The sequence below is a fragment of the Streptomyces lunalinharesii genome, from assembly GCF_039532155.1.
GTDB classification, from domain to species: domain Bacteria; phylum Actinomycetota; class Actinomycetes; order Streptomycetales; family Streptomycetaceae; genus Streptomyces; species Streptomyces lunalinharesii.
On sequence record NZ_BAAARK010000035.1, the window covers coordinates 55,892 to 74,593 of the forward strand.

At 74.0% G+C, this 18,702-nt stretch carries 16 protein-coding genes; 4 read left to right on the forward strand and 12 right to left on the reverse strand.

The genetic code is table 11. The annotated features are described in order from the left end of the window. Positions 1-212: 212 nt before the first annotated feature. Both ABD385_RS33600 and ABD385_RS33605 read right to left on the reverse strand, forming a co-directional pair. The gene (locus ABD385_RS33600; RefSeq protein WP_344583080.1) at positions 213-1,589 is read right to left on the reverse strand and encodes a cytochrome P450 family protein; all 1,377 of its coding nucleotides are present in this window, start codon (positions 1,587-1,589) and stop codon (positions 213-215) included. A gap of 47 nt (positions 1,590-1,636) precedes the next feature. Beyond that, positions 1,637-2,512, reverse strand: coding sequence for a LysR family transcriptional regulator (locus ABD385_RS33605; protein WP_344583082.1), 876 nt, complete (start codon positions 2,510-2,512; stop codon positions 1,637-1,639). Between the two features lie 112 nt (positions 2,513-2,624). Between ABD385_RS33605 and ABD385_RS33610 the strand changes: the two genes are divergently transcribed. Next, positions 2,625-3,911, forward strand: a complete 1,287-nt coding sequence (locus ABD385_RS33610) for an MFS transporter (protein ID WP_344583084.1) — start codon at positions 2,625-2,627, stop codon at positions 3,909-3,911. Here ABD385_RS33610 and ABD385_RS33615 read toward each other — a convergent pair. The 3 genes from ABD385_RS33615 to ABD385_RS33625 are packed head-to-tail and all read right to left on the reverse strand — an operon-like array spanning position 3,886 to position 5,205. Then, positions 3,886-4,116, reverse strand: a complete 231-nt coding sequence (locus ABD385_RS33615; protein WP_344583086.1) for a DUF397 domain-containing protein — start codon at positions 4,114-4,116, stop codon at positions 3,886-3,888. The two genes, ABD385_RS33610 and ABD385_RS33615, sit on opposite strands and share 26 nt — an antisense overlap. Positions 4,117-4,169: 53 nt before the next feature. Further along, complete coding sequence (locus ABD385_RS33620; protein WP_344583088.1) at positions 4,170-4,394, reverse strand: DUF397 domain-containing protein; 225 nt, start codon at positions 4,392-4,394, stop codon at positions 4,170-4,172. After that, the gene (locus ABD385_RS33625) at positions 4,381-5,205 is read right to left on the reverse strand and encodes a helix-turn-helix domain-containing protein (protein WP_344583090.1); all 825 of its coding nucleotides are present in this window, start codon (positions 5,203-5,205) and stop codon (positions 4,381-4,383) included. Before ABD385_RS33625 ends, ABD385_RS33620 begins: the two co-directional genes overlap by 14 nt. A gap of 176 nt (positions 5,206-5,381) precedes the next feature. On the opposite strand from ABD385_RS33625, the gene ABD385_RS33630 reads away from it, so the two are divergent. Then, on the forward strand, positions 5,382-5,738 hold the full coding sequence (locus ABD385_RS33630; RefSeq protein ID WP_344583092.1) for a hypothetical protein: 357 nt from the start codon (positions 5,382-5,384) through the stop codon (positions 5,736-5,738). 145 nt (positions 5,739-5,883) lie between these two features. On the opposite strand, the gene ABD385_RS33635 is transcribed toward ABD385_RS33630, so the two are convergent. The 6 genes from ABD385_RS33635 to ABD385_RS33660 all read right to left on the reverse strand — a co-directional run bounded on the left by ABD385_RS33635 (position 5,884) and on the right by ABD385_RS33660 (position 14,837). Then, positions 5,884-8,094 carry a hypothetical protein gene (locus tag ABD385_RS33635; RefSeq protein WP_344583094.1) on the reverse strand — a complete coding sequence of 737 codons (2,211 nt, stop codon included), beginning with the start codon at positions 8,092-8,094 and terminating at the stop codon, positions 5,884-5,886. 39 nt (positions 8,095-8,133) lie between these two features. Continuing rightward, positions 8,134-9,147, reverse strand: coding sequence for a nucleoside triphosphate pyrophosphohydrolase (locus ABD385_RS33640; RefSeq protein WP_344583096.1), 1,014 nt, complete (start codon positions 9,145-9,147; stop codon positions 8,134-8,136). A gap of 77 nt (positions 9,148-9,224) precedes the next feature. Beyond that, positions 9,225-9,866, reverse strand: a complete 642-nt coding sequence (locus ABD385_RS33645) for a SurA N-terminal domain-containing protein (protein ID WP_344583098.1) — start codon at positions 9,864-9,866, stop codon at positions 9,225-9,227. A gap of 236 nt (positions 9,867-10,102) precedes the next feature. Beyond that, on the reverse strand, positions 10,103-11,788 hold the full coding sequence (locus ABD385_RS33650) for a serine/threonine-protein kinase (RefSeq protein ID WP_344583100.1): 1,686 nt from the start codon (positions 11,786-11,788) through the stop codon (positions 10,103-10,105). Further along, entirely contained in the window at positions 11,785-12,489 is a 705-nt protein-coding gene (locus ABD385_RS33655; RefSeq protein WP_344583102.1) for a hypothetical protein, read from the reverse strand. The genes ABD385_RS33650 and ABD385_RS33655 overlap by 4 nt, the downstream gene beginning before the upstream one ends. Before the next feature lie 212 nt (positions 12,490-12,701). Beyond that, a complete protein-coding gene (locus ABD385_RS33660; protein ID WP_344583117.1) occupies positions 12,702-14,837 on the reverse strand; it encodes an N-6 DNA methylase in 2,136 nt (711 codons plus the stop codon). A 288-nt stretch (positions 14,838-15,125) separates the two neighbouring features. Between ABD385_RS33660 and ABD385_RS33665 the strand changes: the two genes are divergently transcribed. Then, complete coding sequence (locus ABD385_RS33665; protein ID WP_344583104.1) at positions 15,126-15,917, forward strand: DUF4190 domain-containing protein; 792 nt, start codon at positions 15,126-15,128, stop codon at positions 15,915-15,917. Positions 15,918-16,048: 131 nt separating this feature from the next. Here ABD385_RS33665 and ABD385_RS33670 read toward each other — a convergent pair whose 3' ends face one another. Further along, positions 16,049-16,831, reverse strand: a complete 783-nt coding sequence (locus ABD385_RS33670) for an HNH endonuclease family protein (RefSeq protein ID WP_344583106.1) — start codon at positions 16,829-16,831, stop codon at positions 16,049-16,051. A 137-nt stretch (positions 16,832-16,968) separates the two neighbouring features. On the opposite strand from ABD385_RS33670, the gene ABD385_RS33675 reads away from it, so the two are divergent. Next, positions 16,969-18,429, forward strand: a complete 1,461-nt coding sequence (locus tag ABD385_RS33675; RefSeq protein WP_344583107.1) for a DUF2079 domain-containing protein — start codon at positions 16,969-16,971, stop codon at positions 18,427-18,429. Positions 18,430-18,702 lie beyond the last annotated feature (273 nt).

Sequence of the window (18,702 nt, forward strand, 5' to 3'; positions counted from 1 at the left end):
CTTGTCTGGGGCGACGGTGTCGGCCGTTCCCGGAACGCATGCGGTTGCCTTTCGCGCGGCGGTTGAAGTTGTCGGACCGGTGTCGGCGGGAACACCGGGCGGCAGCCCGGGGCCGGCCCCGATCGTCGGTCGAAAGGTAGCCGGGGTCACGGGCAGTCACAAGCCGGTGTAGCGGAGATCACGCAATGGTCACGCAACTGACGAAGTGTCAATTACGGCATGGCACCAGGTCGGGACGGTTCGGGCGTGAACTCCACCGGCAGGGTGCGCAGTCCGCGCATGATGAGCCCGCCGCGCCAGCGCAAATCGTCAGGTTCCGCCGCAAGTCGGAAGTCCGGAAGGCGGGTCAGCAGGGTCGTCAGCGCGGTCTGCCCTTCGAGCCGGGCGAGCGGCGCGCCGAGGCAGTAGTGGATGCCGTGCCCGTAGCCCAGGTGCGGGTTGTCACGCCGGGTGAGGTCGAGCACGTCCGGCTCGTCGAACCGCGCCGGATCGCGGTCGGCGGCGGCCAGCACCACCAGGACCGGGTCCCCCTCGGCGATCCGCTGGCCGCCGAGCGTCAGCTCCCGGGTCGCGTACCGCCAGGTGGCCAGCTCCACCGGCCCGTCGTAGCGGAGCAGCTCCTCGACGGCGGTGCCGAGCAGTTCCTCGTCGCCGGCCGCGAGCGACTTCTGGAGCAGTTCGCGCTGTGCGGGGTGACGGAGCAGGGTGTGGGCGCCGTTGCCGATGAGGTTGACGGTGGTCTCGAAGCCGGCGAAGAGCAGGATGAAGGCCATCGCGGCGGCCTCGTTCTCCGTGAGGTGCTCGCCGTGGTCGGAGGCCCGGATCAGCCCGGAGATCAGGTCGTCGCCGAGGTCGGCCCGCTTGCGGTGGATCAGCTCGGCCAGGTACGCCCGCATCTTCTTCACGGACCGGGCGACGCCGCCGCGCGGCCCGCCGCCGTGCCGGATCATCATGCCGGCCCAGTCCCGGAAGTCGTCCTGGTCCTCGGGCGGGACGCCGAGCAGGTCGCAGATCGCGTAGATCGGCAGCGGGAACGCGAACTCGTGGATCAGGTCCGCGCTGCCCCGCTGCGCGAAGCCGTCGATCAGCCGGTCGGTCAGCTCCTGTATGCGCGGCGCGAACGCGGCGACCCGGCGCGGGGTGAACGCCTTGGAGACCAGGCGGCGCAGCCGGGTGTGGTCCGGCGGGTCGATGTTCAGCAGGTGCGTCATCAGGTTGGCGCCGCGTTCGCCCGGAATGCCGGTCTTGCCCTTTCCGTGCGCGGCCTCGGAGTGGTGCACCGGGTTCTTCGACAGCCGCGCGTCGGCCAGCGCCTGCCGGGCGTCCGGGTAACGGGTGACCAGCCACGCCTCGACGCCGCTGGGCAGCCGGGTCCGGTGCACCGGCGCGTGCTCGCGCAGCCAGGCGTACGCCGGGTAGGGGTCGGCGGCGAACTCCCAGGAGAAGAGGGCGGGGGTCGGTCCGGCGGCGACCGCGGACGCGGCGACCGGACACCCGGTGGGCGGGTCGCCCGCCGGACGGGCTTCGGGCCGGGCCTCCGGGTGGGGGTCGGACCGGTTCTCCTGGTGGGCGTCGGACGTCTGCTGCACCTCTCGACCGTAACGGGTGCCACACCCGCCCCACCCAAACCAGCAGGTCACCCCACTTCCACACCCAGTCCCGCCAGGAACGCCGCCGCAGCCGGCGACGGCCCCAGGCGACTCCACACCACCCGCTCGGTCCGCACCGGCGCCGGCCGCACCCGCACGAGGTGCAACCCGGCCAGCTTCCGGGCGGACACCTCCGGCACCATGCCGATGCCGAGCCCGGCCCGGACCAGCTCCGCCAGGAACTCGACCGTGGTCACCTCGAACGCCACCTGCGTCGTCAGCCCCGCCGCCCGGAACGCCTCCTCGCGCTGGCGCCGCGCCGCCGACCCCTCCGCGTAGTCGACGAAGGTCTCCCGCGCCACCCGCGCCAACGTCGTCCACTCCCGCCGGGCCAACGGGTGCTCCGGCGGCACCACCGCGACCAGTTCCCCGCGCGCCAGCACCTCCTCCCGCACGCCGACCGCGCGCGCCCCGGGCACCAGCCCGACGAACGCCACGTCCAGCACGCCCGCCCGCACCCGCTCGATCAACGGATCGCTCATCTCCATCTGGAGACTGATCCGCACCTTCGGGTACTTCGTGCGGAACGCGCCCAGCTCCCGGGCGAGGTCGACCGCCCCAACGGTGGAGATCGCGCCCACCGCCAGCCGCCCGCGCACCTCCCCGGTCGCCGCCGCCACCTCCGCCCGGGCCCGCTCCGCGGCCTCCAGCGCCTGCCGGGCGACCGGCAGGAACGCCTCCCCGGCGGCGGTCAACCGCACGCTGCGACTGGTCCGGTCGAAGAGCCGCGCCCCCAGGTCCTTCTCCAACCGGGCGATCTGGTGGCTGAGCGCGGACTGCACCACGTGGCAGCGCTCCGCGGCCCGGGTGAACCCACCGGTCTCGGCGACCGCGACGACGTACCGCATCTGCTGGAGCTCCATGCGCGCGATCGTAGGCACCCGCCGGCCCCGCGCCATCCATCGCGTTCCACGATCGATGCGATGAAAACTATGCGTTGGACCGATCGATGATCCCGGCGGGACGCTGGACCGCATGACCCGAGCCGCGCACGGCGCGCCCCACCCGACCGGACCGCACCCGACCCCCGCAGTCCCCCCGCAGCCCGGACCGAAGGCCGCAGCGGAGGCCGCCGCGCCCCGGCTGACCCGCGGCACCCTGCTGCTGATGACCGTCGCCGCCGGCCTGTCCGTCGCCAGCAACTACTTCGCCCAACCCCTCCTGGACGTCATAGGCCACGACCTCCACCTCTCCACCGGCACCGCCGCGCTGGTCGTCACCGTCGCCCAGACCGGCTACGGCCTCGGCCTGCTGCTCCTCGTCCCCCTCGGCGACCTCCTGGAACGCCGCCGGCTGGCGGTCGTCCTGTGCGCCCTGACCGCCGTCTTCCTGACCGTGACGGCCAGCGCCCCGAACGGCGCGCTGCTGCTCGCCGGCACCGCCCTGACCGGCCTCACCTCCGTCGCCGCCCAGGTCGTCATGCCGTTCGCGGCGACCCTGTCCGCCCCCGCCGAACGCGGCCGGACCATCGGCACCCTCATGACCGGGCTGCTGCTCGGCATCCTGCTGGCCCGTACGGCGGCCGGACTGCTCGCCGAGGTGGGCGGCTGGCGCACCGTCTACTGGCTCAACGCCGCCCTGATGCTGCTGATCGCGCTCCTGCTGCGGCTGCGCCTGCCCACCCTGCGCACCACCGCCGGACTGCGCTACCCGGCCCTGCTCCGCTCGACGCTGGCGTTGTTCGCCCACGAGCCGGTGCTGCGCTGGCGGGCGGCGCTCGGCGCGCTGACCTTCGCGGGCTTCAGCGTCCTGTGGACGGCGCTGGTGTTCCTGCTGTCGGGGCCCGCGTACGGCTGGCAGGAGTCGACGATCGGGCTCCTGGGGCTGGTCGGCGCGGCCGGTTCGTTCGCCGCCTCGACGGCCGGCCGCCTGGCGGACCGGGGTCTGGCGCACCGCGTCACCGGCGTCAGCGCGTTCCTGCTGCTGGGCTCCTGGGGCCTGCTGGCGGCCGGCGGCACGGGCGGCGCCTGGTCGCTGGCGGCCCTCCTGGCCGGCGTGATCGTCCTGGACCTCGCCGCCCACGCGATCCACGTCAGCAACCAGAACCTCGTCTACGGCGTCCGCCCCGAGGCCCGCAACCGCCTCAACTCCGCCTACATGACCAGCTACTTCGCCGGCGGCGCGGCGGGCTCCGCCCTCACCTCGATGGTCTGGGGCCTGGGCGGCTGGGGCGGCGTGTGCGCGTTGGGGGCCGGGGTGGCGCTGGCCCTGGTGGCAACGTGGGCAACGGAACGCCTCAGGCGCCGAACTCCCCATGCCTGACGGCCGATACGAACACCGACCAGGTCGTGGGTGAGAACGTCAGCGCGGGGCCGGTGGGGCGCTTGCTGTCACGGACGGGGATGGTGGCGTGGCCGAGAGCCACTTCGAGGCATTCGCCCTGAGGGGTTCCCCCGTCGCTGTAGCTGGACTTGTACCAGCCGGTGAGCCTGGACGAGTCGTGGACGGTGCGCTCATTGCTGACCATGTACGTACTCCTCCGCTACGCCTTTTACGAGGGCAGTGGGCTCCGCACTGACCTCAGTCAGCGAACTCGCCACACCTGACGGCCGATACGAACGCCGACCAGGTTGTGGGTGAGAACGTCAGCGCGGGGCCGGTGGGGCGCTTGCTGTCACGGACGGGGATGATGGCGTGGCCGCGGGCGACCTCAAGGCAGTTGCCTTGATTGCCGCCGCTGTAGCTGGACTTGAACCAGCCGGTGAGCGTGGACGAGTCGTAGACAGTGTGCTCACTGCTGACCATGTGCGTATTCCTCCGCTACGGCCTTGACGAGGGCCAGTGACTCCTGTTGCGACAATGCGTCGCTCAGGGCTAGAGCGTAAGCGGTCTGGCTAGCGGCCACCAGCGCCGGTTCGTCCATCAAGTTGCCGGTCAGAAAGCCTTCGACATAGGCCACCGGGGCGCAGTCCTCGAAGCTCATGAGGGTGAGGTCGCTGTCCATGAGCGCGTGCGCACCAACGCCGTGCGGCAGCACGTGCAGCCGCAGCCGCCCTGCATCGGCCAGGTCTGCGATCTTGTGAAGTTGCGAGGCCATGACCTGGGGGCCGCCGACGCAGCGCCGCAGCACCGACTCGTCGAGCAGCGTCCAAAGCACCGGATTCAACGGCCCGTCGAGGATCCGGGCACGCTGTGTTCGAGTGACAACCTCATCGTCAAGTTCCTCGGGGGTGTGGTTGGGGCGGTACGCAGCGAACACTGACCGCGCGTAGTCGTCGGTCTGAAGCATGCCGGGCACCAATGACAGCGCGAACTGCTGGATCAACTTGGCCAGTTTTTCCAGCTCAGCCGCAGACGCGAAGTAGTCGGCGTACTTCGACTCCAGATCTTCCAGCCACCGAACGAAGAACCCGTCCGTTCCCAACGCCCGGTCGATCCGCTGTGCGTCATCCCGCTTCGGGATCCTCCTCCCCGCCTCGAAATGACTGATCAGCGTCGGCGAGCACACCACACGCTCGCTCAGCGCCTCCTGCGTCATGTCCGCCGCGATGCGCCGGATCCTCAGCTCCTCCCCGTACTTCTCCTTGGGCGTGCGCGGCTTGCGTTCCTTCTCCATGGCTGAACTCCCTTGCTTGACGGCTGCTTTGTCGGGCTCGCCCCACTAGAAGCGTAGCCACCGCAGGCTTGATCCTGTGAGGGAACGACCACACAGCGTGAAGAAACGCAGAGACCCTCGCGACCGGCGTGCACCGGCCCGAGGGCGTGGTCACCAACCCCACGGAGGTTGACGACATGACCGAGCCTAAGCGACAGGTCCTGCACGACGGGCGGCTTCTGCCATGGAGCAGCCTGGAGGGGAAGCCCTGCTACCTCCTCGCCAGCGACGGGACCGGATACGTCTCCCGCATGGCCGACCGGGTCGAGGCGGAACAGCTCGACACGGCGGCCCAACTCATCGAGGAGGCCCACGACGTCCTGCGCGAGCGGGCCTGGACGCCGGGCGAGATCCACCTGCTGACGAGCGACCTGACCGCCTCGCTCAGCAATGTGCGGCGGATCGCGGTCAGCCGGGGCGCCCGGCTGCCGGCGCCCGCCTACGACTCCCCCGACCGGGCAACCGCCGAGCGGGACGGCACGCGTCCCGTATGAGCCGACGGCCCCGCCCGGTCCGTCCTGCGGGGAGCGTTCCGGACGCTCCCCCGAAGGGTGCCGCGCCGCCACCGGCGCGGTGAGGGAAGGGCCCCGTCCGGTGGACCTCTACGGTTCCACCGGGCGGGGCCACCCACACGGCGCGCTACGCGTCCGACTCCCCGAGGGCCCGCTGCGCTCCGGGGTGGCCCATGGCGGCGGCCTTGCGGTACCAGGTCATGGCCTCGGCCTCGTCGCCGTCCTTCTTGTGGAGTTCGGCGAGGCGGAACGCCCCGTAGGCGTCGCCCTGTTCGTAGCCCTTGAGGTACCAGGGGCGGGCTTCGCCGGGGCGGTCGCGCCGTTCGAGGAGGACGCCGAGGTTGGTGGCTTGGAGACCGCCCCCTGCCTCGGCTTCGATCAGGAGAAACGTCATTTGGCCGTCTAGGGCCTCGGGGGCGCTGAGGTTTCCCTTGAGTTCCTCGGCGGCTTGGTTGTCACCCGCATCGGCCGCACGGCACAACCAGACCTCGGCCAACTCCGCTTCATTCCAGATTCGGTACACGGACGCGATGCTTGCTGCGACCGGGGCATACTGCGCGTCGGCCGCTAGCACGTAGCACTGATTCGCCGCTTCCGCCCCATGGCTGCCCAGCCACAGGTCGCCAAGTAGATGCGCAGCCTCGCCGCTTCCGCCGTCCATCCCCACCTCCAACCACCGTTCCGCCCGCTTCCGCAGCAGCTTGCCCAGAAGCGTGGCTGCCTGAGCATCCCCTGCGTCCGCGGCGGTCTCCAGGAACGGCTCTGCCTGCCTGCCCTCGCCCCGCTCGGCGAGTATCCGGCCGATCCGTCCGGCCGACTGGGCCTCCCCAGCCTCCGCAGCCCGCCAGAACCAGCATTCCGCCTCCTCGCCCTCCCCCAACGACTCGGCGAGCAGGCCGAGGTCATGCAGGGCGGAGGCATCCCCGCCGTCGGCGGCGCGCCGGAAGGCGTCCCGCGCCTTCGCCGCGATCTCGGCGTAGTCGTAGGCCGGGTCCGTCCGGGCGGTCTCCAGGGCGCAGGCCCACACCGGGCCCGGCACGTCCGGCAGTTCCTCGTGTCGGGCCGCCGCCTCGACGAGGAGCGGCGCGGCCCGCCAGGTGTCCTCCGTGGCGCGGGTGAGGAGGGGCAGCAGGCCGTGCCGGGGCCGGGACGCCCAGCCGAGGGCGTCCTCGGTCGGCTCCCGCTCCCTGCCGGTCACGTCCGCGTACCCCTCGTGGACCTTGAGCAGGAGGTCCATGGGGAGGGGCCCTGTGAGGCCGCAGCGGGCGAGGTCGAGGGCGGCGCGGACCAGGGCGTGGCCGCGCGGGTGGCGGTCGGCGCGGCGGGCGCGCCGCCACTCGTCCCAGAGGAGGGGCGAGAGGGCGAGGTAGGCGGCGACGCCCTCCGGGCCGCTGGCCGAGGCCGCGCCCGCCAGTCGCGGGTCCCCCTTGCGCCCGGCCTCGCGCGCGAGGCGCTCCCGCTCCGCCGGGCTCCACTCCCGTGCCAGCTCGATGACGTGGGCGAGGTCGAGGGTCCGGCCCCGGGGCTCGGCGCGGCAGGCGTCGTAGGCGTCCTCGCGCATGGTGGCCAGCACGACAACCCGCAGGGCGGTCAACTGGGCCAGCAGGCGCGGCTCCAGGCCGCCGTCCCCCAGGTGCTCGTCGAGGTCGTCGAGCCAGATGACGTGCCGCTCCGGGCGGCCCTGCAACAGGGCGGGCAGCCCCCGCAGGTCCGTGCCGCCCGCGGGCGCGAAGACGCGGAGGCCGGCCGGCCCCCGGCCCAACGCCGCCAGTGCCGCCCGCGACTTGCCGGCGAAGGGCTCACCCAGCACCAGGACGAGTCCGCCGCTGGAACGGGCCTGCGCCAACGCCATCCCCAGGTCGCCGTCGCGATCGCGCAGGACGTAGCGCGGGAGGAGCGGGTGCTTGCGCACGCGGTGGGCGGGCCGCACCCCGAAGGCGACGGGTTCCAGCTGTCCGACCGTGGGCCAGCCACCGGGGTCGGGCAGCGCACCGGAAGGGGAGGGCGCGTGGAGGGTGAGCGTGCCGATGGTGCCCGCCTGGACGACCGGACCGTGCGCCGTGCCGCCGGCGAGGGAGTTGCGGACGGAGCCGGCCACCGGGGGCGCGGGGGCCACGCCGAGGAAGGAACGGAGGTGGGCGGCCAGCCCGGGATCGCGCTTCAGCTCACCGCGCAGGACCTCCAGCCACCAGCGTTCGGCCTGTGCGGGGTCCTCGGGCGGGGACGCGTCCGGCGCCACCAGCAGGCGGAGTTCGCGGTAGTCCGCGGTGTCCACCCCGACGGACACCATGCTCGTGGCGGCCAGCACCGCCAACGCGTCCGCCGACTCCTCGTCCACCCGCACCCCTCCCCCTCAACTCCCGTTCCGCCAACGGTACTAAGCGCCGCCCCCCTCGACCGCCACCACCGCATCGCGGTAGGCCCGGGCCGCCGCGCGCAGGGCGGCCTCCGGGTCGACGCCCTCGGACTCGGCGCGGACGGCCAGGGCGAGGAGTTCGTAACCGATCCCGGAACCGGACGGCAGGGGGACGTCCAGGCCGGCCGTGCGGACGCGGGAGGCGAGCTTGGCGGCGAGGGCGAGGCCGGGCTGGGCCAGCGGGACGCCTTCCGTGATCGACGCGCGCTGCTTCTCCTCGGCCTTGGTGCGCAGCCAGTGGGCCTTGACGTCCTCGGGGGTCTCGGCCCGCTCGTCGCCGAAGACGTGCGGGTGGCGGTGGAGCAGCTTCTCGATGAGGGTGCCGGCCACGTCGTCGACGGAGAACGGCTCGTCGGGGTCGTCGTCGGCGATCCGGGCGTGGAAGACGACCTGGAGGAGGACGTCGCCCAGCTCCTCGCGCAGCGCCTCGCGGTCGCCCTCCTCGATGGCCTCGACCAGCTCGTACGCCTCCTCGATGGCGTACTTGGCCAGGTCGCGGTGGGTGCGGATGCCGCTCCAGGGGCACTCGGCGCGGATCTGGTCCATGACCTGGACGAGGTCGAGCAGGCGGGCACCGGGGAGGTCGTAGGAGCCGGGCAGCAGCTCCAGGTCGGGCATGGTCTCGCGGCCGGAGCCGGCGAGGCGGGCCAGGCCGTCGGTGAGGGCGCTCTCGCCGTCGGCGGAGGTCAGGACGACGGCGGTGCGGTCGCCGGGGACGACGTCGTCGACCAGCTCGCGGGCGGTGGGGGCGGCGTTCTCCACCACGACGCCGGCCTCGCGGAGGTACGGCAGCTGGGGGTGGTCGGGGTCGGCGCACAGGACGCGGTCGGCGGCCCGCAGGATCTGCCAGGCGGGCCAGGACAGCAGGCCGGGGGCGACCCGGTGGCTGGTCGTGAGCAGGACCAGGCGGCCGGTGCCGGGGCCCTCGGGGCGGGGCGCGGCGGGAGGAGTGGCGTCTGCGGCGTCAGCGTTCACGTGAACGAACGTAACGCACGTCGCCGACAGCGTCCCGGCCGCCCGCGCCCGGCCCCGCCCCCGCCGCGGCCCGGTGGCTACGCCTGCTGCGGGTGGTCGCCGGCCGGCGTGATCCACGGCTCCTTGGTCTGGCCGAGGATCACTTCCTGGTCGTCCCACTTGCCGAACCGCGGATTGACGTCGACCCGCAGGTCGCGGGAGGTCTTCGACAGCGCCTGGACGAGCTTCTGCTGCCCGTCGGGGCGGGCGCGGTCGGCGTGCAGGTGCTTGGCGAGGCCGTCCAGGAGGAGCTGGTTGCGGACGACCGTGTCGATCTCGTCGGGGGCGATGCTCTGCTGGAGCCACATCGTCTTGAGCCGGGCGGCGCCGCCGGCCCGTTCCTCGGCCGCCGCCCGGGCCTTCTGGACGTCGGCGCGGGTGATCTGCACGCCGGCGTCCGCGGCGGCCCGGTCCAACACCCGGTCGAAGATCATGCTGTTGAGGGTGGCGAGGCTGAGCCGCCCGGTGTTGGCGATCAGCTGCTTGCCCTGGGGGGACGTGGCCTGAGCGGTGCGGACGTCCTCGACCCGGGACTGGAGTTGGGCGACGGTGATCCGCTTGCCGTCCACGACGGCGGCGGCACCGGGGTGGGCGTCGCTGCCACAGGCGGTGAGCAACGGGGTCGCGGCCAGCAGAGCGGCGGCGGCGGTAACGGAGAGCGCTGTCCTACGGCGGAGCACGTGGCCTCCCGGCAGATCGGATCGTGCGACGGAGTGACGACCTCTTACGGAGTGACGACCTACTTGCGACCTAGTGACGACCTTGAATGATCGATGCTAGGGAGTCGGCGTGGCCCAGGCCACTGCTTCGGCCAACGAGCTGTCGCGAGGTCGGTTCCGGTCGGCGGCGGACGGCCCGCCCGGGTGGCCCACCACGGCCCACAGCGGCCCGTCGCCGCGCCCGGCCGCGCGCGGCGTCACCCCTGCATCTGCCCCAGCCAGTACAGCGTCCGGCGGATCTCCGTGGGGAAGGCGTGGTGCGGCCCGTGCAGACGCTCGGCGTCGTGGAGGAGGCGGGAGAGGGTCTCCTTGGCGGCGCCCTGTTCGCCCTGGGCCAGCAGCAGGTGGCCGATGGAACGGCGGATTTCGAGCGGGCGGACGGGGTCGTCGGCGTAGTGCTCGAAGTACGGCAGGAGGGAGCGGTACTCCTCCAGGGCCTGGGCGACCTCGCCGAGTTGTTCGAGGCACTGGGCGGCGTCGTAGTGGAACTGGAGGGCCTGGCGGGTGGCGCCGGCGCCGGACTCCTTGGCGTACTCCTCGGCCAGGATGCGGAGTTCGGGTAGGGCGCGGCGGTACTGGCCGTCGTCCATGAGGGTGGCCGCGTACTGCTTGCGGAGGGTGCGGACGACCGGGGAGTGCGGGCCGTGGCGTTCGGCGGCGGCCGGCAGGATGCCGCCGAGGATGTCCACGGCGCGGGTGATCCGGCCCTGGTCCAGGAGGTGCTTGACCTCGTCGACGGCGGCGGCGACGTCCGGGCCGGCGGGGGCCGCGGCGCGCGGGCCGGCGGGGCCCGAGGTGCCGGCTGTGCCGAACGCCGCGGCGGGCCCGGCGGCAGCGGGGCGCAGCGCGCTCCAGGGGGCGTTGCCGGCGAGGGAGGCACGGGGGTCGGGGACGGCGCGCGCGACCTCGGGGACGCGCGGGGTGGCCAGCACCGTCGGGGTGGGTGCGGGCGCCGGCGCGGCCGAACGGGTCGGCCAGGGGGCGTGCGGCTGGCAGAACGGGCGGGTGGGGTCCATCGGGGACAGCGCGGCGCGCGGGCCGCCGGCGGCCCGGGGCAGGAGGGGGGCGAGGGCCGCGTAGACCTCCTGGGCGTCGGCGGGGCGGGCCTGGGGGTCCTTGCGCAGCAGGTGCAGGACGAGCGCTTCGAGTTCCTCGGGCACGTCGGGGCGGAGCCGGCGGACCGGGACCGGCTCCTCGTGGAGGTGGCGGTGCAGCACGCCCAGGGCCGTGGAACCGGCGAACGGGACCTCGCCGCTGAGGAGTTCGTGCAGCAGCACCCCGAGGGCGTAGAGGTCGGTGTACGGGCCGACCGCGCCGCCCATGGCCTGTTCGGGCGCCATGTAGGCGGGGCTGCCGATGGGCGAGCCGGTGTGGGTGAGGCGGGTGGTGTCGGTGTCCAGGGCGGAGGCGATGCCCAGGTCGAGGACGACGAGGGAGCCGTCCGGGCGGATCATGACGTTGCGGGGCTTGAGGTCCCGGTGGACGATCGGCACCGCGTGCACCGCGGCCAGCACCGCGCACAGTTGGGCGGCGACCGAGACCGCCCAGGGCCAGGGGTAGGGGTCGTGCTCGGCGAGGTGGTCGGAGAGGTCGGCGCCGTCGACGTACTGCATGACGAGGTAGAGGTCCTGGTCGTCGCTGCCGGCGTCGTGGACGGTGACCAGTCCGGGGTGGTCGACCTGCGCGGTGACCCGGCACTCGCGGACGAAGCGGCGGCGCATCTCCTCGCCGTCGGGGGTGCCGGCGACCCGGTCGGGGCGGAGCAGCTTGACGCCGACCCGGCGGTCCAGGCGGCGGTCGTAGCCGATCCAGACCTGGCCCATGCCGCCCTGGCCGAGCAGGCTGGAGAGTTCGTAGCGGTCGGCGATGACCCGCCCGTTCACCGGCCGCCCTCCTTGCGGAGGAAGTCGCTGAGTTCGTCGAGTTCGGCGCGGACCTGGTCGATGCGCTGCGGCTGCGGGCGGTGGGCCGGGCCCTGCGAGGGCTGCGGGGCCGGCGCCGGGTGGGCGGGCGGCTGCTGCGGGGGGAGTCCGGTGGCGGTGGTGGCGTACGGGTTGACCGGGGCGGGGGCCGGGCCCGGGGGCGCCGCGGCGTACGGCTGGGTCTCCTGGGCGTAGCGCGCGGCGGGCGCGGGGAAGGCGCTGCCGGGCGGCGGTACGGGGTGGTGGTCGGGCGGGCGGTGGGCCGGCGGCGCGGCGTAGGGGTGCGGGAAGGGGCCGGCGGGGTACGTCGGCGGGACCGGCCCGGCGGGGTGCGGGCGCGCGGCGCGGAGGTCGACGACGAGGTAGTAGGCGACGACCGCGGCGATCTGGAGCAGCAGGAGGGCCACGCCCAGGTTGGTGCGCCAGTCGGTCTCCGGGAAGCTGACGATCAGCACGCTGGTACCGATGAACAGGGCCAGCTGGCCGGCGAAGAGCCACCAGCCCAGCGGCCGGCGCTGCACGAGCGCGGCCCGCAGCATCGCCGCCCAGCCCAGGAAGCCCAGGCTGAGCACCGTGACGGCCACGAAGACCACCCGCAGTGCGAGGACCGTCCCGCGCGCCGGGGGACGGTGCGCCGGCGGGGCCGGGACTGGGCCGTGCATCACTGCTCCTGAGGGATCGTTCGTGGCCGGGGGCCGGGTCTCCCCCATCGACTCCGCTCGAACGGGGTGGTGCGCCCGTCGGCGGCCGCGTGCGCCGCCGACGGGTCCCCCCGGGCGCGCACGTGCCTTGCGAGCGTATATACGACGCCGATCGGGTGCGCAGGGTTGTACGGATTGCCCCGGGCAATGTGCCGGTGCCGCGCCGGGCCGGCTCAGTCGGGCGCGACCGACCCGTCCGTCAGCCCGTCGTGCAGCCCCTGGACCAGTTGCTCGCCGAGCCGGGAGGCCAGCCGCAGGGCGGTTTCGAAGGCGGCCAGGTCGGCGAAGCGACCGCCGTAGCGGCGCTGTTCGACGAGCGGGAGCCGGGGGAGTTGCAGGCGGCGGACGTCGAGGCGGGTGGCGGTGGAGGCGTAGCTGCTGGCCTGGCGGTTGTTGGCGGTGCCGCGCAGGAAGCCGGCCAGGAACCAGGGGTCGAGGGCGGCGGTGTCGGGGCGGAGCAGGGTGAGGTTGCGGCCCAGGGCGGCGCCGGCGGTGGCCTCGTCGACGACCCGGGCGGTGGCGCCGCCGCCGAGGACGGGGACGACCACGTCGCCCTCCTGGACGAGGACGGGCTCCTCGGGGGGCGTGCCGGTGGGGGGCTCGGGAAGGGTGCCGGACGGGGCGAGGCCGCCGATCACATCGTGGTCGGTGAGGACCGCGGGGCCGCCTTCAAGGCCGGCGGTGCCGGGGCCGCCGGCGCGCAGGAGGAGGGCGCCGGAGCGGGCGAGTTCGCCGACGGTGGTCAGCGGCCAGCGGGCGGCGGGTGGTCGGGGGGCGGTGGCGTCCGGGGTGAGTGCGGTGGTGCGGGCCAGGGTCGCGGTGAGGCGGTCGTGGACCTTGGCGAGTTCGGCGGGGCCACCGGCCGCGGCGGGCGGCGGCAGGTGCCGGGCGGGGGCGAGGTCGACGTCGTCGCCGAGCAGGTCGATGGCGGCCAGCGAGCGCCGCACGCCGGGCACTTCCTCGATGCCGCCGTCGCGGTCGAAGTCCCGCCAGGCGTCCAGGGCGGTGGCCCGTACGGTCTGCCAGTCGAGCTTGTCGCGGCCGCCGGCGGGGGCGGCGCCCGGCTCGGACTTCGCGGCGGCCGCCGCGGTGTCGACGACGAGCAGGTGCGGAACGGGCGGGGTGGCGCCGCCGGGCTTGCGCAGCACCCACAGGTGCAGCGGGATGTTGTGGGGCGGGGCGGCGCCGGCGGGCAGGGCGATCACGGCGCGCAGGGCGCCGCGGCGCAGCAGGTCGGCGCGGATGCGGCGGCCGGAGCGGCGGGAGGCGGCGGCCGGCGGCATGAGGAGGACGGCGGTGCCGCCGGGGCGCAGGCGGGCCAGGGCGTGCTGGACCCAGGCGAGTTCGGATTCGGTACGGGCCGGGAAGCCGTACTCCCAGCGCGGGTCGTAGGCGAGTTCGTCGTGGCCCCAGTTGCGTTCGTTGAACGGCGGGTGGAGCAGGACGGCGTCGGCGGCAAGTTGCGGGAAGGCGTCGGCGCGCAGGGTGTCGGCGGCCCGGACGCGGATCGCGGCGCCGGGTGCCTCCAGGGCGAGCCGGAGCGCGGTGAGGGCGGCGAGGTCCGGGTCGACCTCCTGGCCGTGGAGGGCGGGCGGCGCGGCGTCCGGGCCCCCGCCGGTGTCCGCCGCGGTGTCCCCGGCGGCGCGCTCTCGGGCGGCGTGCTCACGGGCGGCGGCCAGGAGTCCGCCGGCGCCGCAGGCCGGGTCCAGGACGGTGGCCGACGGGCCGTCGCAGGCGGCCAGTTCGGCCATCAGGGCGGCCGGCCCGGGCGGGGTCAGGGTGTACTGGCGGGGGTTGGCGTCCAGGTGGCGGCCGAGCAGGAAGGCGTAGGCCGCGGCGGCGCCGTCGCTGGTGGCGAGGTCGCCGGCGGCACGGACGAGGGCGGCGGAGCGGGCGAGCGCCGCGCGGGTCAGGCCGCGCACCGGGTGCTCGGGGCCGAGCCGGGCGGCCAGCACGGACTCCAGCATCGCGGGCAGCACGCCGGTGAGTTCGGCGTCGTCGGCGGCGGCGCGCAACTGCCGCCAGGCGGCGGGGCGTTCGTGGACGAGCAGGAGGACGGCGCCGGCCTGACGGAGCGCGGCGGCGGCGCCGGCGGGGTGGCCGACGAGTTGCTGCCAGACCCGTTCGCGGGCCGGAACCTCGGCGATCTTGCCCTGGTCGCGGAGCCACTGCTCGACGTCGTGGAGGGCGAAGGCGGGGCTGGTCTCGGTGCCGCCGACGGGTTTGGGGAAGTCGGCGTGGCGGCGGCGCCAGTTGCTGACCGCGGCCCGGCCGACGCCGGCGAGCCGGGCGATGCCGGCGGCGGTCACCTCGGTCGAGCGGCCGTCCGCCCCGCTGCCCGCGAGGGTGTCCGTAGCGCCGCGGTCCGCGCTGTCATCCGTCGCCTTCTCCGGCACCTGTGTGGCTCCCGTCCCGATGACCCCGTGACTCCTGCGTGCCCCCTGTGTTGCCGAGCATACCCATGCACTACGAACAACCCCCTTCACGCCGTGAACGACGACATTCCCTGAACTCGTGTTGACTCGGTTCACAGCCTCTGCTGTTATTGACCCACCGATCGACAGAACGCCGTCCAGCGCCCGGAAGGGGCCCTTCGCATGTCCCAGCAGATGCAGTACCAGCCCGTCCCGGAAGGGACGCCCGGCATGCCGACCCCCGGTCACCAGGCCGCCCGCAACGGCCTCGGCGTCAGCGCCCTGGTCCTCGGCATCATCGGCGCCCTCAGCGGCATCCCGATGATCCTTTTCTGGCTGGCCGGACCGCTCGGACTGCTGTCGCTGATCTTCGGCTTCGTCGGCCTGGGCCGGGTCAAGAAGGGCCAGGCCACCAACAAGGGCGTGGCGCTCACCGGCACGATCCTCGGCGCCCTCGCCATGATCCTGGCGATCGTCGGGATCATCGTCACCGTGTTCGCCGTGAACAAGGCCGTCGACGAGATCAACAAGCGGGTCAACGGCGCGCAGGCGCAACCCAAGGACGGCAGCAAGGCCGACAAGCCGTACGGGCCGGGCGACGCGGCCACCTACCCGGACAAGGGCCTTGAGGTGAGCGTCGCCAAGCTCTCCCCGTACACGGTCGGCGAGATCGCCTCCGGCCACACCGCCGGCAACAAGGCGTACAAGGTCACCGTCCAGATCAAGAACAGCGGCAAGGCCGCCTTCAACCCGGCCCTGACCCAGATCAAGGCCAAGACCGGCGCCGACGGCCGCAAGGCGGAGCAGATCATCGACGGCACGATCGGCGTCGGCTTCGACGGCTCGATCGCCCCGGGCGCCACCGCCACCGTGGACGTCGCCTTCGACGCGCCGCCCACCGCCAAGGAACTCGACGTCGAGGTCGCCCCGGACATCGACCTGCAGGGCGTCCACTGGAAGCTGCCGACCAGCTGACCCGAGCGGCCCGTCCGGCGACCCCGCCGCATCGCCGCGGAGGAGGACGACCGACGGCCCCCGGACCGGACGCGCGCACCGCGCGACTCCGGGCCCGGGGGCCGTCCTTTTCGTCTCCCCGCCGGCGGCGGTTACTTCGCGGTGAAGCGCGCCGGCGCCTCGGTCGGCGTCCCCCCGCTCGGCAGCGCCTGCCGCGAGCAGGAGTTGAGCACCTTCGCCATCGCGTCCTTCTCGGCCCGGGTCACCCACAGCCCGTACTTCTTCTTCACCGCCACCTGCCGCGCGACGTAGGTGCAGCGGTAACCCGCGTACGGGGGCAGCCAGTCCCCCGCGTCCCCGTCGCTCTTGCTGCGGTTGGCCGACGCCTCCACCGCGATCAGGTTCAGCGGATCGTTCGCCAGCGCCACCCGCTTGCGGCCCGCCCACTGCCGCGCGCCCGTCTGCCAGGCGTCCGACAGCGCCACCACGTGGTCGATGTCGACGGTGCTGCGCCCCCGCTGGTAGTGCAGCGACTTCCCCGTGTACGGGTCCTTCGGCAGCGTCCCGGACACCACCACGCACTGCTTCGCGTCCCGGAACGCGGTGCCGCGCAGGTCCCGCTTGAGGATGTCGTCACGGGTGCCGCAGCCGTTGCCGTCGGTGTCCGCCCACGCCGAACCGAAACGGTCCCGGGCGTAACCGTCCTTCGTCCCGGCCCGCTTGACGGCCAGCGAGTCCAACGTGCGCAGCGCACTGCCCGCCGCCCCCGACCGCCCTTCGCCGCCCGCGGAAGCCGACGGGTCCGCGCCCGCGCGGGCACCACCGCCGCCGGCGCCGTGGCCGGAGCAGCCGGCGACGGCCAACAGCGCGGCCAGGACGGCGGCGCTGACGAGGCGTGGGGCCGGGCGGCGGGCGGGAGTGACGGTCGGTATCACGTGGGGCGTCCAATCCGAAGAGCGTGTCAACAAGGTTGCGGGACAGGTGGACAAGGGGGCGGACCGGCCTACGAACACCGGACCGACCCACCCTCCCCGTTCGGATATCTTTTCGGAAATCGAGAGTGAGGATGCCCATGGACACGGCCGCAGCAACCGCGGCGGACGGCCGCAACGGGCCCTCCCCCGGCGCCGCCGCCGCGTCCGGTCCGCCGCCCGCCCCCGCCCCGACGTCCCGGTTCGCCGCGCTCCGCGCCCCGCGCCTCGACCCGTACTGGACCGCCGGGTTCTTCTTCCTCGCGTTCGCCGTGCTCTCGTTCTGGCGCTACCGCACCCTGTCCACGATCTCCTGGGACCTGGGCATCTTCGAGCAGGCGATCCGCGGCTACGCCCACCTCCAGGCGCCCGTCGTCGACCTCAAGGGCCCCGGCACCAACATCCTCGGCGACCACTTCAGCCCCATCCTGGTGCTGCTCGCCCCCTTCTACCGGCTGCTGCCCTCACCCCTGACCCTGCTCACCGCGCAGGCCGCCCTGTTCGCGCTCTCCGCGATACCCGTCACCCGCGCCGCCGCCCGCCACCTGGGCCGCCGGCGCGGGCTGGCCCTCGGCCTCGCCTACGGCCTGTCCTGGGGCGTCCAACGGGCCGTCGACTTCGACTTCCACGAGATAGCCTTCGCGGTCCCGCTGATCGCCTTCGCCCTCGAAGCGGCCCTGCGCGGCCGCTGGAACACCGCGGTGTGCTGGGCCGCACCGCTCGTCCTGGTCAAGGAGGACCTGGGCGTCACCGCCGCCGCCATCGGAGCGCTCTACCTGATCCGCTCCCGCCGCCCCGGACCCCTGCCGCTCGCCCTGGTCGCCTTCGGCATCACCGCCACCGCCGTCACCCTCGGCCTCCTGATACCCGCCTTCAACGGCTCCGGCTCGTACGACTACTGGAACAAGCTCGGCGGCCACGGCGACGCCGGCCCCGTCATCCCCCTCGACGTCGCCCTGCGCACCCTGCTGTGGACCCTGCTGCCCACCACCGGGCTGCTCGCCCTGCGTTCCCCGCTGCTGCTGGTGGCCGCGCCGACCCTCGGCTGGCGCTTCCTCTCCCACGAACCGCACTACTGGGGCACCGACTGGCACTACAGCGCCGTCCTGATGCCCGTCGTCTTCCTCGCCCTGGTCGACGCCCTCCCGCGGGCCCTCGCCTCCCACCGGCCCTGGCTGCGCTCGTACGCCCACCACCTGCCCGTCGCCGTCCTGGCCGCCGCCCTCGCGCTCACCACCACGCTGCCGCTGGCGCGGCTGACCGAGGCCGACACCTACCGCACGCCGCCGGCGGTGACCGCAGCGGAACGGCTCCTGGACCGCATACCCGACGGCGCCAGCGTGGAGTCCGACGTCCGCCCGCTCAGCCACCTCACCGGGCGCACCCGCGTCTACTGGACCGGCGACACCCGCGGGCTGGTACCGGACTACGTCGCGGCCCAACTCCACGACGGGGGGACGCCCCCACAGGTCCTGGCCGATGCCCAGGCGCGGCATCCGCGCGCGACGTACGACGTGGTGGGGGCTGCGGGGGACGTCGTGGTCCTCCGGCGACGGGCGTAACGGTTCCGGCTGACGCCGGGGTAGCCGAACGTCGTCGGGTGTCCCACCGTGGGGTTCGCCTTCGGCGGGGCATCTTCGTGCGGTGCCGCGCCGTGGTGGGTTTGCCTGTGGCGGGGGTTCTTCGTCGGGTGCCGCGCCGTGGTTGTTTTCGCCTTCGGCGGGGGTGGTTGTGGGGTGGGGCTGCGGTGTGTGGTGGGTGGCGGGGGTGGGGCCTTGGGGGTGGGTGTGCGGACTGCTGCGCTTTACGTCCGCACACCCACCCCCAAGGCCCCA

What these genes read in the sequence shown, in the direction of transcription:
- ABD385_RS33605 (WP_344583082.1), bottom strand. Translation starts at nt 2,512, where the DNA reads ATGGAGCTCCAGCAGATGCGGTACGTCGTCGCGGTCGCCGAGACCGGT.
- ABD385_RS33610 (WP_344583084.1), top strand. Translation starts at nt 2,625, where the DNA reads ATGACCCGAGCCGCGCACGGCGCGCCCCACCCGACCGGACCGCACCCG.
- ABD385_RS33615 (WP_344583086.1), bottom strand. Translation starts at nt 4,116, where the DNA reads ATGGTCAGCAATGAGCGCACCGTCCACGACTCGTCCAGGCTCACCGGC.
- ABD385_RS33620 (WP_344583088.1), bottom strand. Translation starts at nt 4,394, where the DNA reads ATGGTCAGCAGTGAGCACACTGTCTACGACTCGTCCACGCTCACCGGC.
- ABD385_RS33625 (WP_344583090.1), bottom strand. Translation starts at nt 5,205, where the DNA reads ATGGAGAAGGAACGCAAGCCGCGCACGCCCAAGGAGAAGTACGGGGAG.
- ABD385_RS33630 (WP_344583092.1), top strand. Translation starts at nt 5,382, where the DNA reads ATGACCGAGCCTAAGCGACAGGTCCTGCACGACGGGCGGCTTCTGCCA.
- ABD385_RS33655 (WP_344583102.1), bottom strand. Translation starts at nt 12,489, where the DNA reads ATGCACGGCCCAGTCCCGGCCCCGCCGGCGCACCGTCCCCCGGCGCGC.
- ABD385_RS33665 (WP_344583104.1), top strand. Translation starts at nt 15,126, where the DNA reads ATGTCCCAGCAGATGCAGTACCAGCCCGTCCCGGAAGGGACGCCCGGC.
- ABD385_RS33675 (WP_344583107.1), top strand. Translation starts at nt 16,969, where the DNA reads ATGGACACGGCCGCAGCAACCGCGGCGGACGGCCGCAACGGGCCCTCC.